The sequence below is a fragment of the Pseudomonas sp. NPDC090208 genome, assembly GCF_044746785.1.
Classification (GTDB): domain Bacteria; phylum Pseudomonadota; class Gammaproteobacteria; order Pseudomonadales; family Pseudomonadaceae; genus Aquipseudomonas.
This window is the reverse complement of the sequence record NZ_JBIVCU010000007.1, coordinates 150,849-165,785: the sequence shown is the minus strand read 5'-3', so window position 1 is coordinate 165,785 and position 14,937 is coordinate 150,849. Positions and strand designations below refer to the sequence as shown.

The window sequence follows — 14,937 nt, the reverse complement described above, 5'->3', positions numbered from 1 at the left end:
ATGCGTGAAACCCTGTGCGCGATCGTTCTGGCTGCCGGCCTCGGCAGCCGCTATCGACAGATGGCCGGTGCCCACCGCAACAAGTTGCTGGCCCAGTGCACGGGCCGCGACGGTGTCGAACGCTGCGTGCTTGAACACGTGTTGGTCAATGTCGGCGCGGTGGCCGACAAAATCGTGCTGTTGACCCGCCCCCATTATTCCAGCGTCGTCGAGCTTGGCCTGCGCCATGGCTGCGAGATCGTCGTGCTCGATTCATCGGGCATGGGCGACAGCATTGCCGCCGCAGTGGCGGCACAGCCCGATCATCGCGGCTGGCTGATCGTGCTCGGCGACATGCCATTCATTCATCCGGATACCCTCAAACGTGTGGCTGATTCGTTGCGTGACGACGGTATCAGCGTGCCGGTGCATGGCGGTCAGTACGGCCACCCGGTGGCGTTCGGTCGGCAGTTCGGTCCGGCGTTGACCACGTTGGCGGGGGAGAAGGGCGCCCGGCGGCTGTTTCAGGGGGCTGACGTGCAGGAAATCGGCGTCGATGATCCCGGCGTGCTGTGGGATGTGGACGTGCCAGCGGCGTTGGTTTTCAAGCCGTGATGGCGTGAGCGTCTCCGCTTCTGGCCGAAGGCCGTGGGAGCCGGCTTGCTGGCGAATGCTTCAGGTCAGACACCACAGCGTTGAATGACAAACCGCGTTCGCCAGCAAGCCGGCTCCCACAGAATTATTGCCAGCCGCAGGTGGTGTAAGTACCGGAGTCCGTGGGAGGGAGCTCTGCTCGCGAAAGCGGTGGATCAGCCGACATCAATGTGCCTGAACTGACGCGTTCGCCAGCAAGCCGGCTCCCACAGGATCATTGTCAGCCGCAGGTGGTGTGAGTGCCGGAGTCCGTGGGAGGGAGCTCTGCTCGCGAAAGCGGTGGATCAGCTGACATCAATGTGCCTGAACTGACGCGTTCGCCAGCAAGCGGGCTCCCACAGAATCATTGCCAGCCGCAGGTGGTGTAAGTGCCGGAGTCCGTGGGAGGGAGTTCTGCTCGCGAAAGCGGTGGATCAGCCGACATCAATGTGCCTGAACTGACGCGTTCGCCAGCAAGCCGGCTCCCACAGAATTATTGCCAGCCGCAGGTGGTGTAAGTGCCGGAGTCCGTGGGAGGGAGCTCTGCTCGCGAAAGCGGTGGATCAGCCGACATCAACGTGCCTGAACTGACGCGTTCGCCAGCAAGCCGGCTCCCACAGGATCATTGTCAGCCGCAGGTGGTGTAAGTGCCGGAGTCCGTGGGAGGGAGCTCTGCTCGCGAAAGCGGTGGATCAGCCGACATCAATGTGCCTGAACTGACGCGTTCGCCAGCAAGTCGGCCACAGGGGCAGGCGCGCTCCTGCAATGGTTATTCCCGCACGTTCAGGGCATAAAAAAGCCCCGCCTGTCTGCACAGGCGGGGCTTTTTCATTCAGCGAAGATTACACGAGCGGTTTAGGCTCTTTGCTTTCTTCCACTTCTTCACCGTGCTCGGTCACGACTTCGCGGACCGGCTTGGCGTTTTCTTCAACGACCGGCGCTGGTGTGCTGACTGCTTCGACAACCGGGGCTGGCTCAGCCACGGCTTCTACTGCAGGAGCGGCGGCAGCGGCGGCTTCAGCTTCCTTCTGCAGGCGTTCTGCTTCCAGGCGACGACGACGCACTTCACGAGGATCGTTTGGTGCACGGCCGCTGCTGGCCATCGGCAGCGCTGGCTTTTCAGCAGCAGGTGCCGGAGCCAGAGCAGGCGCTGGTTCAGCGACAACCGGGGCCGGTGCGGCGACTGGCGCAACAACCGGTTCGGCGACGGCTTCAACCACTGGCGCGGCAACTGGCGCTTCTACAACAGGTTCAGCGGCTTTCGGCGCTTCTACTGGTGCTTCGACGACCGGAGTCGGCGCGGCTTCTTCGGCCACGACAGGTGCTTCAACTTCTGCCGGGGTGTCGAACAGCTCGGCCTGGGCGGCGGCTTTGACCTGACGCTCGAACGGGCTGAGGCTGGCGTCGAACTGGGCCACTTCAACTTCCGGCATGACCGAGCGCGGCGTTGCGGCGATCGGGGCCTCGATGGCTGGCAGTTCGGCCTGGACCGGTACGGACTCAGCCGCTGGCGCTTCGACAGGAGCACTGGCGCGTTCGGCCTGACGCTGGGCGTCGGCTTCGGCAGCGGCGCTGACGGTGCTTTCGGCTACGGCGGCGGTTACGGCCAGACCGGCAGCGATTTCGGCGCTGTTGCCTTCCTTGCGCACGTCTTCAGCCACGGCTTCCTGACCGGCTTCGCTACCTTCTGCGCCTTCGATCACGTCACCGTTGGCGTCACGTTGACGCTCACGACGGTTGCTGCGACGACGCTGGCCACGGGAGCGACGACGAGGACGATCGCCTTCAGCGTGTTCCTGACCGTCATCCAGTTGCTCTTCGTTGTTCAGCAGCACTTCTTCTTCGGCAGCCGGTGCAGCGGCCTGCTCGGCGCGTGGTTGACGCTCCTCGCGTGGCGGACGTGGCGGACGCTCTTCACGCGGTGCGCGCTCAGGACGCTCTTCGCGCGGCAGGTTGACTGCCGGAGCGGCATCCAGCGGCTCGCGCAGTTCACGCACGCGCTCTTCGCGAGGCTTGCGGTCTTCACGCGGGGCACGAGGCTGGCGCTCTTCACGCGGAGCACGTGGCGCACGTTCTTCACGAGGAGCGCTGTCTTCGCGAACTTCACGCGGCTCGCGTGGAGCACGTTCTTCGCGTGGTGCACGTTCCTCGCGCGGAGCACGCTCTTCCCGTGGGGCGCGTTCTTCGCGCTCGGCACGTGGCGCGCGCTCTTCGCGCGGCTTGCGGTCTTCGTCGCGGCGGCCGTTGTTACGGCTGCGGCTCTGCTGACGACCGTTGCGGCGCTCTTCGTTGCGCGCAGGACGCTCGGCAGCCGGTTTTTCCACGACGACGGCCGGTGCGGCAGGCTCTTCCTTGCCGGCGAACAGGCTGACCAGCGACTTCACCAGGCCTTTGAACAGGCTTGGTTCGTGGGCGACAGGGGCAGGCGCTGCAACCGGTGCGGCGACTTCGGTCGGAACCGGAGCATTGGCGCGGGCCGGTGCGGTCTTGACCGCCGCTTCCTGGCGAACCAGGGTGCGGGTGGCGGCAGTCGGCTGGACTTCTTCGGCTTCGGCGGCGGCAGCAGCGATTTCGTAGCTGGACTGCAGGCTGTGGGCTTCAGGGCTGTCATCACGCAGACGCTGCACTTCGAAGTGCGGCGTTTCGAGATGATCGTTCGGCAGGATGACGATGCGCGCGCGGGTACGCAGTTCGATCTTGGTGATCGAGTTGCGCTTCTCGTTGAGCAGGAACGCTGCGACCGGGATTGGCACCTGGGCGCGGACTTCGGCGGTGCGGTCCTTCAGGGCTTCTTCTTCGATCAGGCGCAGGATCGCCAGCGACAGCGATTCGACGTCACGGATGATGCCGGTGCCGTTGCAGCGCGGGCAGACGATGCCGCTGCTTTCGCCCAGCGACGGACGCAGGCGCTGACGGGACATTTCCAGCAGGCCGAAACGCGAGATGCGACCCACTTGAACGCGGGCGCGGTCGGCTTCCAGGCATTCGCGGACTTTTTCTTCCACGGCGCGCTGGTTCTTGGCCGGGGTCATGTCGATGAAGTCGATGACGATCAGGCCGCCGATGTCACGCAGACGCAGTTGACGGGCGATTTCCTCGGCCGCTTCCAGGTTGGTCTGCAGGGCGGTTTCTTCGATGTCGCTGCCTTTGGTGGCGCGCGCCGAGTTGATGTCGATGGACACCAGGGCTTCGGTCGGGTCGATGACGATGGAGCCGCCGGAAGGCAGTTCGACCACGCGCTGGAAGGCGGTTTCGATCTGGCTTTCGATCTGGAAGCGGTTGAACAGCGGCACGCTGTCTTCGTACAGCTTGATCTTGCTGGCGTACTGCGGCATCACCTGACGGATGAAGGTCAGGGCTTCTTCCTGGGCTTCGACGCTATCGATCAGCACTTCGCCGATGTCCTGGCGCAGATAGTCGCGGATGGCGCGGATGATGACGTTGCTTTCCTGATAGATCAGGAACGGCGCGGAACGGTCCTGGGACGCTTCCTTGATGGCGGTCCACAGTTGCAGCAGGTAGTCGAGGTCCCACTGCATTTCTTCGCTGCTGCGGCCAAGGCCGGCAGTGCGCACGATCAGACCCATGTCGGCCGGTGCAACCAGGCCGTTCAGCGCTTCACGCAGTTCGTTGCGCTCTTCGCCTTCGATGCGACGGGAGATGCCGCCGGCACGCGGGTTGTTCGGCATCAGCACCAGGTAACGACCGGCCAGGCTGATGAAGGTGGTCAGGGCTGCGCCCTTGTTGCCACGCTCTTCTTTCTCGACCTGAACGATGACTTCCTGGCCTTCGCTCAGGACTTCCTTGATGTTGACCCGGCCTTCAGGGGACTTCTTGAAGTATTCGCGGGAGATTTCCTTCAGCGGCAGGAAGCCGTGACGCTCGGAGCCGAAGTCGACGAAAGCCGCTTCCAGGCTGGGTTCGATGCGCGTGATCCGGCCCTTGTAGATGTTGGCCTTCTTCTGTTCGCGGGCCCCGGATTCGATATCCAGGTCGTATAGGCGCTGGCCGTCTACCAGCGCAACACGCAACTCTTCGGGTTGAGTTGCGTTAATCAGCATTCTTTTCATGTAGTACCGTCGGTTTCCGGGCTGCCGGAAACGGCGTTCGGCACACACGACTTCTCACGGTCGGTGTCAGGGCACGTCAGGAGTGCTTGGACACTCCAGTGTCTAACGAGCATCGGCCAGGGGGGCCGTAATCGCGACGACGTTTCCTGCTTGCTGTGGTGACAAATGACACCCTGTCAGCAAAAGCTTTGTCAGGAGGAGGAATCAACCATCGGTAGCGGACGATATGAAGCGTCTTTTAAAGCCTTCTGCTACACAGTCCGACGGTTGTGCGTCTCCACCCCACACGTATCCCTGATAATTCGGGTGCTGCCGCGCGCTGAATCCGCAGCGGGTTGCATTTACCGCGATCTTCGATGGGAAGTTCGCGCGTCATGGCTCAATTAAGGCATGGTTTCCGAAGCATTCGCCCGGAGCGATTGCCAGCGACTGCACCTTGTGAACTGTCCGTGAACGTGGGCCTCGACGGCGAGTGTGTCACTCTGCGGTCGGGCTTGTTTCAGGCCTCATGTCACCTGCGCTCGTTACACCGGTTGATCTTCCGTTGTCACCGAAAGCCCCGTAGGACGGCCTCGCGCCCTCGTGAATTGCGTTGGTCAGGGCCGGCTGTCATACCGTTTGTCCGCTGTCCAGGCCGCTTTTGGCGGCGTTCGCGACTATAGCAGCAATCATTAAGTGCTTCAAATCCATAAAAAATTGTTATGATTTGCGCCATGACGAATATCACCCCCCCAACCCCCGGCGTTCAGCTGGTAGAGGTTGCGCCGGAACTTGCCGGTCAACGCATCGATAATTTTCTGATCACGTACCTCAAGGGCGTTCCCAAGACCTTGATTTACCGCATATTGCGCAAAGGCGAAGTGCGGGTGAACAAGGGCCGGATCAAGCCGGAGTACAAGCTTCAGGCGGGCGACATCGTGCGCGTTCCACCCGTTCGGGTGCCTGAGCGCGACGAGCCTGTGCCGGTGGCTCAGGGGCTGTTGCAGCGCCTTGAGGCGGCCATCGTCTACGAGGACAAGGGCCTGATCGTGCTCAACAAGCCTGCCGGCATCGCCGTTCATGGTGGCAGCGGGTTGAGTTTTGGCGTGATCGAAGCCTTTCGTCAGTTGCGCCCTGATGCCAAGGAGCTGGAGCTGGTCCATCGTCTGGACCGTGACACCTCCGGCCTGCTGATGATCGCCAAGAAGCGCAGCATGTTGCGCCACCTGCACGAGCAATTGCGCGGCGATGGCGTGGACAAGCGCTACATGGCGCTGGTGCGCGGGCACTGGGCGACCAGCCAGAAGCAGGTGCGCGCGCCGCTGCTCAAGAGCAACCTGCGCTCGGGCGAGCGCATGGTCGAGGTCAATGACGAGGGCAAGGAGGCGTTGACCCTGTTCAAGGTCCTGCGCCGTTTCGGCGACTTCGCCACCATGGTCGAGGCGCGGCCGATCACCGGGCGTACCCACCAGATTCGTGTGCATGCGCTGCACGCCGGGCACAGCATTGCCGGCGACAGCAAATACGGCGACGAAGATTTCACCCGCGAGATTCGAGAACTGGGCGGCAAGCGTCTTTTTCTGCATGCTTACGCTCTGACCGTGCCGCTGCCGGATGGCGGCGAGCTGAAGCTGGAGGCGCCTGTCGACGAGATGTGGGCCCAAACCGTGGAGCGATTGAGTGCGCCCTGATTACGAGCTGCTGATTTTCGACTGGGACGGCACGCTGTCCGACTCCATCGGGCGCATCGTCGAAGCCATGCGCACGGCGGCGCAACTGTCCGGCCGGCCGGTGCGCGACGATCTGGCGATCAAGGGCATCATCGGTCTGGGTCTTCCGGAGGCCATCCGTACCCTGTATCCGGATATCAGCGCCAACGACCTGATCGATTTCCGTCAGCGCTACGCCGACAGCTACATGGCGATGGATGTGGAGCCGTCGCAGCTGTTCGAGGGTGTGCATGAATCCCTGGAAGCGTTCCGCGCCGAGGGCTATCGCCTGGCGGTAGCGACCGGCAAGGCGCGACGTGGTCTGGACCGGGTTCTAAGGGCCCATGGCTGGCTGGATTACTTCGATGCCACCCGCGCAGCGGACGAGACGGCCAGCAAGCCGGATCCGCTGATGCTCAACGAGATTCTTCAGCATTGCGGCGTGCGCCCGGAAAAGGCGCTGATGGTTGGCGATGCGTCGTTCGATCTGCTCATGGCGCGCAATGCCGGCATGGACTCGGTAGCCGTTGGCTATGGCGCGCAGGCGCTGGACTCGCTGCTGCAATATGAGCCGCGCCTGGCTATCGGGCACTTTTCCGAATTGCGCACCTGGCTGGGTGCGCGTACCGCTGAATCTTCGTTGTTGGGGTAACTGACTCATGTCGGATGAATGGAAAGCACCGTCTACGCCAGAAAAGAACGAAGGCGGCGAGGGTGGGGCTGACGCAAAAAGCTGGAAACTGCTGGAAAAGACGCTGCTGGCCAACGTCCAGGAGCATCGTCGCACCCGGCGCTGGGGGATTTTCTTCAAGTCGCTGACGTTCATCTATCTGTTCGTGGCGCTGGTGATGTTTTCGCCGCTGATGGATTTCGAGAAGGGTGCGTCGCGCAAGGCCAGTCATACGGCGCTGATCGAAGTCAAAGGCATGATCGCCGACACCGAACCTGCCAGCGCCGACAACATCGTCGGCAGTCTGCGTGCGGCGTTCGAGGACGAAAAGACCAAGGGTGTGATCCTGCGCATCAACAGTCCTGGCGGCAGTCCGGTGCAGTCGGGCTACATCTATGACGAAATCCGCCGTCTGCGCGCGCAGAAGCCGAATATCAAGGTTTATGCGGTCATTACCGATCTGGGTGCCTCCGGCGCCTATTACATCGCCAGTGCCGCCGACGAGATCTATGCGGACAAGGCCAGTCTGGTCGGCTCCATCGGTGTGACGGCAGCCGGTTTCGGCTTTGTCGGCACCATGGAAAAGCTGGGTGTGGATCGTCGGACCTATACCTCCGGCGAGCACAAGGCGTTCCTCGATCCGTTCCAGCCGCAGAAGCCGGATGAAACCGCCTTCTGGCAGGGCGTGCTCGATACCACGCACAAACAGTTCATTGCCAGCGTCAAGGCGGGGCGTGGAGATCGTTTGAAAGACAAGGATCATCCGGAGCTGTTCTCCGGCCTGGTCTGGACTGGTGAGCAGGCGGTGGCGCTGGGTCTGGTGGATGGTCTGGGTAGCGCCAGTTACGTCGCCCGCGAGGTCATCGGCGAGAAAGAGCTGGTGGATTACACCGTGCAGGAATCACCGTTCGATCGCTTCTCCAAGAAGCTGGGCGCCAGTGTGGCTGAGCAGATCGCCATGTGGGCCGGCTTTCATGGGCCTTCGCTGCGCTGATAGCGGCAGTTGATAACGAAAAACCCGGCCATTGGTCGGGTTTTTTGTGGGTGCGTTACGGGATCTCGACGCCTTCTGCGTCCAGCATATCCACCAGCCTTATTAAAGGAAGGCCGATCAGGCTGGTGGCATCTGCGCCTTCGGTGGCGCGGAACAGGCTCACGCCCAGCCCCTCGGCCTTGAAGCTGCCGGCGCAGTCGTAGGGCTGTTCGGCGTGCAGGTAGCGGCTGATGCGCGTCTGATCGAGGTCGCGCATGTGTACGGTGAAGGGCACGCAATCGACCTGGCATTCGCCGCTCTGGCTGTTGTACAGCGCGAGCCCGGTGAGAAAGCTCACGCTTTTGCCGCTGCTGGCGCTCAACTGCTCCAGGGCGCGCTCGAACGTGTGCGGCTTGCCGAGGATCTGCTCGCCGAGCACGGCGACCTGGTCCGAGCCGATGATCAGGTGATCAGGATAGCGCTCTGCCAGTGCCATGGCTTTCTCTCGGGCCAGGCGTTTGACCAGATCGCTGGCAGACTCGTTGGGGAGGCGACTTTCATCGATATCCGGGGATGCGCAGACGAACGGCAGGCGCAGTCGTTCGAGCAATTCCCGGCGATAAGGTGAGCTGGAGGCGAGGAGCAATGGCAGCATGGGGTTCTCCGAAACGTGAAAGTCGAGTGTAATCAGCAGGCTTGCTGGCGAACAGGCCGGAAATTCCTTTGACAGGCAAGGGTCTCGTCCCTAGAATGCTGCGCCTATGTTGAATGACCCGATTCCACCTCACGTTGACCCGCGCAAATTAGCCGATCGTGGCACTTCTGTCGAAGGAAGTGTGCCGCTGGCTGATTTGGAGAGACTCTGCGACCCGCTTGCTGACAATCTTGGTACAGTGCAGGCGAAATTCGTTTTTGAGCGAGATGAACAGCGCGCCGTGGTTTTCCACAGCGAACTGGACGTCGAAGTCAAAATGGTTTGCCAGCGTTGTCTTGAGCTGGTCACTCTGCCGATCCACAGCGAATGCACTTATGCCGTGGTGAAAGAGGGTGCAAATACCCAGTCGTTGCCGAAAGGCTATGACGTACTGGAACTCGGCGAAGATCAATTGGATGTAGATCTGCGGGCGGTTATCGAGGACGAGCTTCTGCTTGCCCTGCCGATTGTCCCTGTTCATGATCCGAAAGAATGCCAGCAGCCGGCAGGCGCCGATGAGCCCGAGCCGAGCGTGGACGAGGTACCGCGGTCCAACCCGTTCAGTGTATTGGCGCAGTTAAAGCGTGACCCAAACGTTTAGGAGTTAATTATGGCTGTTCAGCAGAACAAAAAATCCCGCTCTGCCCGTGACATGCGCCGTTCGCACGACGCTCTCGAGGCTAGCACCCTGTCTGTAGAAAAAACCACCGGTGAAGTTCACCTGCGTCACCACGTATCGCCAGAAGGCGTATACCGTGGCCGTAAAGTGATCGACAAGGGCGCTGACGAGTAATTTCTTGTCCGCTCCGGTCATCGCGATCGACGCAATGGGCGGGGACTTCGGTCCCCGCAACATTGTTCAGGCCAGTATCGCCTGTCTGCTTGCTACACCCTCGCTCCACCTGATCCTTGTCGGTCACGCCTCCCTTCTTGAAGAACTCATTGCTCGCCATCCGGCGGTCGATCGATCACGCCTGTTCGTCGTTCACGCCAGTGAAGTCATCACTATGGATGATCGGCCATCGCTTGCCTTGCGTGGCAAGCCCGATTCGTCGATGCGCGTAGCGTTGCGTCTGCTGGCGGACGGGCAGGCGCAGGCGTGTGTCAGCGCTGGCAATACTGGCGCCCTGATGGCGTTGTCGCGGTTCGTGCTGAAAACCCTGCCAGGCATCGACCGTCCGGCGATGGTGGCGGCGATTCCGACCCGGCGTGGCTACTGTCAGTTGCTGGATCTGGGGGCGAACGTCGATTGCAGCGCGGAAAACCTCTATCAGTTCGCGGTGATGGGGGCGGTGGCTGCCGAGGCGCTGGGTGTGGAGCGACCAAAAGTCGCACTGCTCAATGTCGGCACCGAGGACATCAAGGGCAATCAGCAGGTCAAACTGGCTGCCAGCTTGCTGCAGGCGGCGCCGGGCCTGAATTATGTCGGCTTCGTCGAGGGCGATGGTCTGTACCGTGGCGAGGCGGATGTCGTGGTGTGTGACGGTTTCGTCGGCAATATCCTGCTCAAGTCCAGCGAGGGGCTGGCTACCATGATCAGCGAGCGGATCGAGATCCTGTTTCGCCAGAACGTGCTGTCCAAGGCCGTCGGTGCGCTGGCATTGCCGCTGCTCAAGCGTCTGAAGGCGGATCTGGCTCCCGCGCGGCACAACGGTGCGAGTTTTCTCGGCCTGCAGGGCATTGTGGTGAAGAGCCATGGTTCTGCCGGTGTGCAGGGGTTTCAGAGCGCGATTCAGCGCGCGCTGATCGAGATTCGAGAGAATCTGCCCGAGCGTCTGCACGGTCGCCTGGAGGAGTTGCTCTAGCGGCGCGCCGCTCGGGATGCGCTAGAATGTGACCCCGGTGACTGGCCGGTCATCCAACTGGCCATGCGTAACACTTTGAATTATCTTGCGTTCGGCACTGCCGGACGTTCTTTTTGACGACAATAATCAGGGGCCTGTTCAATGTCTGCTTCCGTCGCATTCGTCTTTCCGGGCCAGGGCTCGCAGTCCCTCGGCATGCTGGCCGAGCTGGGCGCGCAGTACCCGCTGGTGCTGGAAACGTTCAAAGAAGCTTCCGACGCTCTGGGCTATGACCTCTGGGCGCTGACCCAGCAAGGGCCGGAAGAAAACCTCAATCAGACCGACAAGACCCAGCCGGCCATTCTGACCGCTTCCATCGCCCTGTGGCGTCTGTGGCTGGCAGAAGGCGGTGTGCGCCCGGCATTTGTCGCCGGCCACAGCCTGGGTGAATACAGCGCGCTGGTTGCCGCGGGCAGTCTGTCGCTGGCCGATGCGGTCAAGCTGGTCGAGCGCCGTGGCCAACTGATGCAGGAAGCCGTACCGGCCGGGCAGGGCGGCATGGCCGCCATCCTGGGTCTGGACGATGCCGATGTCATCGCCGCCTGCGCCGAAGCGGCTCAGGGCGAAGTGGTCAGCGCGGTCAACTTCAACTCGCCGGGCCAGGTGGTGATCGCCGGTGCCAAGGCGGCTGTCGAGCGCGCCATCGAGCTGTGCAAGGCCAAGGGTGCCAAGCGCGCCATGCCGCTGCCGGTCAGCGTTCCGTCTCACTGTGAGCTGATGCGTCCGGCCGCCGAGCGTTTCGCCGAATCCGTCGCCGCCATCGACTGGCAGGCGCCGCAGATTCCGCTGGTGCAGAACGTCAGCGCCAGCGTCGTGACCGATCTGGAAACCCTGAAGACCGATCTGCTGCAACAACTGTACAAGCCTGTGCGCTGGGTCGAGTCGATCCAGACCCTGGCTGCCAATGGCGCCCTGCAACTGGTCGAATGCGGCCCGGGCAAGGTGCTGGCCGGTCTGAACAAGCGTTGCGCCGACGGCGTCAACACTTCCAACCTCAATACCCCGGATGCCTTCGCTGCCGCCCGCGCGGCACTGGCCTGATAAGGAGACGCTTGCATGAGTCTGCAAGGTAAAGTTGCACTGGTCACCGGCGCGAGCCGTGGCATTGGCCGGGCAATCGCCCTGGAACTGGGCCGTAACGGCGCTACCGTGGTCGGAACCGCGACCTCTGAGTCCGGCGCCGAGAAAATCACCGCCTACTTCAAGGAAAACGGCGTCGAGGGCTTCGGCCTGGCGCTGGATGTCGGCAGCGACGAGTCCGTGACGGCCGTTCTGGCGCAGATCCAGGAGCGTGTCGGTGCGCCGTTGATTCTGGTCAACAACGCCGGCATCACCCGTGACAACCTGATGATGCGCATGAAAGACGAAGAGTGGCATGACGTCATCAACACCAACCTGAGCAGCCTGTATCGCCTGACCAAGGGTGTTCTGCGTGGCATGACCAAGGCTCGTTGGGGTCGGATCATCAGCATCGGCTCGGTGGTGGGTGCCATGGGCAACGCCGGTCAAGTAAACTATGCCGCCGCGAAAGCGGGTCTGGAAGGTTTCAGCCGTGCGCTGGCGCGTGAAGTCGGCTCCCGTGCAATCACCGTGAACTCGGTGACTCCGGGCTTTATCGACACCGATATGACCCGTGAGCTGCCGGAAGCGCAACGTGAATCCCTGACGACCCAGATTCCGCTGGGTCGACTGGGGCAGGCGGAAGAAATCGCGCATGCGGTCGCTTTTCTTGCCTCGGAAGGTGCAGGCTACGTGACCGGGGCTACAATCCCCGTGAACGGCGGCATGTACATGTGACTGTCCGTATCGAAAAAATGTCATACGGGCTGTCTAAAATCCGTTATAAAGCTGCAACTTATTGATGGGTAGAAAGGCGACGGGCTCTCGAGGGATTGCGTTAAGCTTGAAAAGCGCAAAACCTCTTCTATACACTTGCCCGTCGGCCAGCTGCCCGAATTTGTCCACTAGGAGTTAAAACACGGTATGAGCACCATCGAAGAGCGCGTCAAGAAAATCGTTGCCGAGCAACTTGGCGTCAAAGAAGAAGAAGTGAAGGCCGAGTCTTCTTTCGTTGAAGATCTGGGCGCTGACTCCCTTGACACCGTTGAGCTGGTCATGGCTCTGGAAGAGGAATTCGAGACCGAAATCCCTGACGAGGAAGCCGAGAAGATCACTACTGTTCAGGCTGCTATCGATTACGTCAAAGGCCACCAGGCTTAAGACTTTGTAGTCGCTGTTTGCTGTCATGGAAAAACCGCACTGCCCCCGGCGTGCGGTTTTTTCTTTAACTGGGCAGCGTTTCGTCAATAGAAAAAAGGAGAGTCCTGTGTCGCGTAGACGCGTCGTGGTCACCGGTATGGGTATGCTGACGCCACTGGGTAGCGATGTGCCCAGCACTTGGCAAGGCATTCTGGCTGGCCAGAGTGGCATTGGCCCCATCGAACACACGGACCTTTCGGCTTACACCACCCGCTTCGGCGGTTCGGTCAAGGATTTCAACGTCGAAGACTACCTGTCGCCCAAAGAGGCGCGCCGTCTCGACCTGTTCATCCAGTACGGCCTGGCTGCCAGCTTTCAGGCGGTACGCAACGCCGGTATCGAAATCACCGACGCCAACCGCGAGCGTATCGGTGTCGCCATGGGCTCGGGTATCGGTGGTCTGACCAACATCGAGAACACCAGCCGTATGCTGCACGAACAAGGGCCGGGCAAGATTTCCCCGTTCTTCGTGCCCGGTTCGATCATCAACATGATTTCCGGCTTCCTGTCGATCCATCTGGGCGCACAGGGACCCAACTACGCCATCGCCACCGCCTGTACCACCAGTACGCACTGCATCGGCATGGCGGCACGCAACATTGCCTATGACGAAGCCGACGTGATGATCGCCGGCGGCGCCGAAATGGCTGCCTGTGGTCTGGGCATGGGGGGCTTTGGCGCCTCCCGCGCGCTGTCGACCCGCAATGACGAGCCGGCCCGCGCCAGCCGTCCGTGGGACAAGGGCCGTGACGGCTTTGTGCTGTCCAACGGTGCCGGTGCACTGGTCCTCGAAGAGCTGGAGCACGCCCGCGCCCGTGGCGCTACCATCTATGCCGAGCTGATCGGTTTCGGCATGAGCGGCGATGCATTCCACATGACTTCGCCACCGGAAGACGGTGCCGGCGCTGCACGCTGCATCGCCAATGCCCTGCGTGACGCGAAGGTCGATCCGGACCAGGTGCAGTACATCAACGCCCACGGTACGTCGACACCGGCTGGCGATCTGGCCGAAGTGAACGCGATCAAATCGGTGTTCGGCGAGCATGCCTACAAGCTGGCGGTCAGTTCGACCAAGTCCATGACTGGTCACCTGCTCGGTGCTGCCGGTGCCATCGAGGCGATCTTCAGCGTGCTGGCGATCAAGGATCAGATCGCGCCGCCGACCATCAACCTCGATGAGCCGGGCGAAGGCTGCGATCTGGACTTCGTGCCTCACGAAGCGCGCAGAATGCCGATCGACGTGGTGGTGTCCAACTCCTTCGGTTTTGGCGGCACCAACGGCTCGCTGGTGTTCCGTCGGTACGGCGAATGACACCCTGCTGGATCGATGGCATTGCGGCCGACACCCTGTCTGTCAAGGACAGGGGGCTGGCCTATGGCGACGGCCTGTTCGAGACCATTCTGGTCAAGTCCGGGCAGCCGTTGCTGTTCCAGCGCCATCTGCAACGTCTGGAGTCAGGTGCTCAGCGCCTGACACTGGCGTTGGATCTGCCCTTGATCGAAGCTGAAATGCGCGCATTTGCCGAGCAGCTGGGTCAAGGGGTGATGAAACTGATCGTCACCCGTGGCGATGGCCTGCGCGGCTATGCGCCAGCAGTGGATTCGCGGCCACGGCGGATTCTGCAGGGCAGCCCGCTGCCGGGCTATCCGCAGGAAAACGCCGAGCAGGGCATTCGTCTGTTCGCCTGCAAGACCCGTCTGGCCGAGCAACCGCTGCTGGCCGGTCTCAAGCACCTGAACCGCCTGGAACAGGTGCTGGCCCGTGGCGAGTGGCAGGACGTCGAACACGCAGAAGGGCTGATGCGCGACACCTCCGGTCGTCTGGTCGAGGGTGTTTTCAGCAATCTGTTTCTGATCAAGGGTGGCGTGCTGCTGACCCCCGACCTGACCCGTTGCGGTGTTGCGGGTGTCATGCGTGCCGAATTGCTCGCCCTTGCCGAGCAGAACAACATCCCGGCACGGGCGCTGGATCTGCAGATGTCAGACTTGCGCAAGGCCGATGAAGTGTTCGTCTGCAACAGCGTATATGGCATCTGGCCGGTGCGCGCATTCGAGCAAAGCAACTGGCCGGTCGGGCCACTCACCCGTACACTGCAACACCTTGTACGCGGGCTTCTGGATATCTGA

At 61.8% G+C, this 14,937-nt stretch carries 14 protein-coding genes; 12 read left to right on the top strand and 2 right to left on the bottom strand.

Going from position 1 to position 14,937, the window contains the following annotated elements; all coding sequences use genetic code 11:
• On the top strand, nucleotides 1-594 hold the full coding sequence (locus ACIPL0_RS14135) for an NTP transferase domain-containing protein (protein ID WP_400597266.1): 594 nt from the start codon (nucleotides 1-3) through the stop codon (nucleotides 592-594).
• Nucleotides 595-1,454: 860 nt separating this feature from the next.
• Here ACIPL0_RS14135 and rne read toward each other — a convergent pair.
• A complete protein-coding gene (gene rne / locus ACIPL0_RS14130) occupies nucleotides 1,455-4,682 on the bottom strand; it encodes a ribonuclease E (protein ID WP_400597267.1) in 3,228 nt (1,075 codons plus the stop codon).
• A gap of 713 nt (nucleotides 4,683-5,395) precedes the next feature.
• Between rne and rluC the strand changes: the two genes are divergently transcribed.
• Genes rluC through sppA form a run of 3 tightly spaced genes read left to right on the top strand, consistent with a single transcriptional unit; the run spans nucleotide 5,396 to nucleotide 8,034 of the window.
• Nucleotides 5,396-6,352, top strand: a complete 957-nt coding sequence (gene rluC / locus ACIPL0_RS14125; protein ID WP_400597268.1) for a 23S rRNA pseudouridine(955/2504/2580) synthase RluC — start codon at nucleotides 5,396-5,398, stop codon at nucleotides 6,350-6,352.
• Nucleotides 6,342-7,022, top strand: coding sequence for an HAD-IA family hydrolase (locus tag ACIPL0_RS14120; protein WP_400597269.1), 681 nt, complete (start codon nucleotides 6,342-6,344; stop codon nucleotides 7,020-7,022). The genes rluC and ACIPL0_RS14120 overlap by 11 nt, the downstream gene beginning before the upstream one ends.
• 7 nt (nucleotides 7,023-7,029) lie before the next feature.
• Nucleotides 7,030-8,034 (top strand): signal peptide peptidase SppA, encoded by a 1,005-nt coding sequence (sppA, locus tag ACIPL0_RS14115; RefSeq protein ID WP_400597271.1) that lies wholly within the window; start codon nucleotides 7,030-7,032, stop codon nucleotides 8,032-8,034.
• 55 nt (nucleotides 8,035-8,089) lie between these two features.
• On the opposite strand, the gene ACIPL0_RS14110 is transcribed toward sppA, so the two are convergent.
• Nucleotides 8,090-8,668, bottom strand: coding sequence for a Maf family protein (locus tag ACIPL0_RS14110; RefSeq protein WP_400597272.1), 579 nt, complete (start codon nucleotides 8,666-8,668; stop codon nucleotides 8,090-8,092).
• A gap of 106 nt (nucleotides 8,669-8,774) precedes the next feature.
• On the opposite strand from ACIPL0_RS14110, the gene ACIPL0_RS14105 reads away from it, so the two are divergent.
• The 8 genes from ACIPL0_RS14105 (at nucleotide 8,775) to pabC (ending at nucleotide 14,937) form a co-directional block, all read left to right on the top strand.
• On the top strand, nucleotides 8,775-9,308 hold the full coding sequence (locus ACIPL0_RS14105; protein ID WP_400597273.1) for a YceD family protein: 534 nt from the start codon (nucleotides 8,775-8,777) through the stop codon (nucleotides 9,306-9,308).
• 9 nt (nucleotides 9,309-9,317) lie between these two features.
• Nucleotides 9,318-9,500: a 50S ribosomal protein L32 gene (gene rpmF, locus ACIPL0_RS14100; RefSeq protein WP_003179396.1), complete on the top strand. Its 183-nt coding sequence runs from the start codon at nucleotides 9,318-9,320 to the stop codon at nucleotides 9,498-9,500.
• A 4-nt stretch (nucleotides 9,501-9,504) separates the two neighbouring features.
• Nucleotides 9,505-10,512: a phosphate acyltransferase PlsX gene (gene plsX, locus ACIPL0_RS14095; RefSeq protein ID WP_400597274.1), complete on the top strand. Its 1,008-nt coding sequence runs from the start codon at nucleotides 9,505-9,507 to the stop codon at nucleotides 10,510-10,512.
• Between the two features lie 141 nt (nucleotides 10,513-10,653).
• Nucleotides 10,654-11,592, top strand: coding sequence for an ACP S-malonyltransferase (gene fabD, locus ACIPL0_RS14090; protein ID WP_400597275.1), 939 nt, complete (start codon nucleotides 10,654-10,656; stop codon nucleotides 11,590-11,592).
• 15 nt (nucleotides 11,593-11,607) lie between these two features.
• On the top strand, nucleotides 11,608-12,348 hold the full coding sequence (gene fabG, locus ACIPL0_RS14085) for a 3-oxoacyl-ACP reductase FabG (RefSeq protein WP_400597276.1): 741 nt from the start codon (nucleotides 11,608-11,610) through the stop codon (nucleotides 12,346-12,348).
• A gap of 186 nt (nucleotides 12,349-12,534) precedes the next feature.
• Nucleotides 12,535-12,771 (top strand): acyl carrier protein, encoded by a 237-nt coding sequence (gene acpP / locus ACIPL0_RS14080; protein ID WP_400597277.1) that lies wholly within the window; start codon nucleotides 12,535-12,537, stop codon nucleotides 12,769-12,771.
• 106 nt (nucleotides 12,772-12,877) lie between these two features.
• Nucleotides 12,878-14,122, top strand: a complete 1,245-nt coding sequence (gene fabF / locus ACIPL0_RS14075) for a beta-ketoacyl-ACP synthase II (protein ID WP_400597279.1) — start codon at nucleotides 12,878-12,880, stop codon at nucleotides 14,120-14,122.
• On the top strand, nucleotides 14,119-14,937 hold the full coding sequence (gene pabC / locus ACIPL0_RS14070) for an aminodeoxychorismate lyase (RefSeq protein ID WP_400597280.1): 819 nt from the start codon (nucleotides 14,119-14,121) through the stop codon (nucleotides 14,935-14,937). Before fabF ends, pabC begins: the two co-directional genes overlap by 4 nt.

What these genes read in the sequence shown, in the direction of transcription:
- rluC (WP_400597268.1), top strand. Translation starts at nt 5,396, where the DNA reads ATGACGAATATCACCCCCCCAACCCCCGGCGTTCAGCTGGTAGAGGTT.
- fabG (WP_400597276.1), top strand. Translation starts at nt 11,608, where the DNA reads ATGAGTCTGCAAGGTAAAGTTGCACTGGTCACCGGCGCGAGCCGTGGC.
- ACIPL0_RS14110 (WP_400597272.1), bottom strand. Translation starts at nt 8,668, where the DNA reads ATGCTGCCATTGCTCCTCGCCTCCAGCTCACCTTATCGCCGGGAATTG.
- rne (WP_400597267.1), bottom strand. Translation starts at nt 4,682, where the DNA reads ATGAAAAGAATGCTGATTAACGCAACTCAACCCGAAGAGTTGCGTGTT.
- acpP (WP_400597277.1), top strand. Translation starts at nt 12,535, where the DNA reads ATGAGCACCATCGAAGAGCGCGTCAAGAAAATCGTTGCCGAGCAACTT.
- rpmF (WP_003179396.1), top strand. Translation starts at nt 9,318, where the DNA reads ATGGCTGTTCAGCAGAACAAAAAATCCCGCTCTGCCCGTGACATGCGC.
- pabC (WP_400597280.1), top strand. Translation starts at nt 14,119, where the DNA reads ATGACACCCTGCTGGATCGATGGCATTGCGGCCGACACCCTGTCTGTC.
- ACIPL0_RS14135 (WP_400597266.1), top strand. Translation starts at nt 1, where the DNA reads ATGCGTGAAACCCTGTGCGCGATCGTTCTGGCTGCCGGCCTCGGCAGC.
- sppA (WP_400597271.1), top strand. Translation starts at nt 7,030, where the DNA reads ATGTCGGATGAATGGAAAGCACCGTCTACGCCAGAAAAGAACGAAGGC.
- fabD (WP_400597275.1), top strand. Translation starts at nt 10,654, where the DNA reads ATGTCTGCTTCCGTCGCATTCGTCTTTCCGGGCCAGGGCTCGCAGTCC.
- ACIPL0_RS14105 (WP_400597273.1), top strand. Translation starts at nt 8,775, where the DNA reads ATGTTGAATGACCCGATTCCACCTCACGTTGACCCGCGCAAATTAGCC.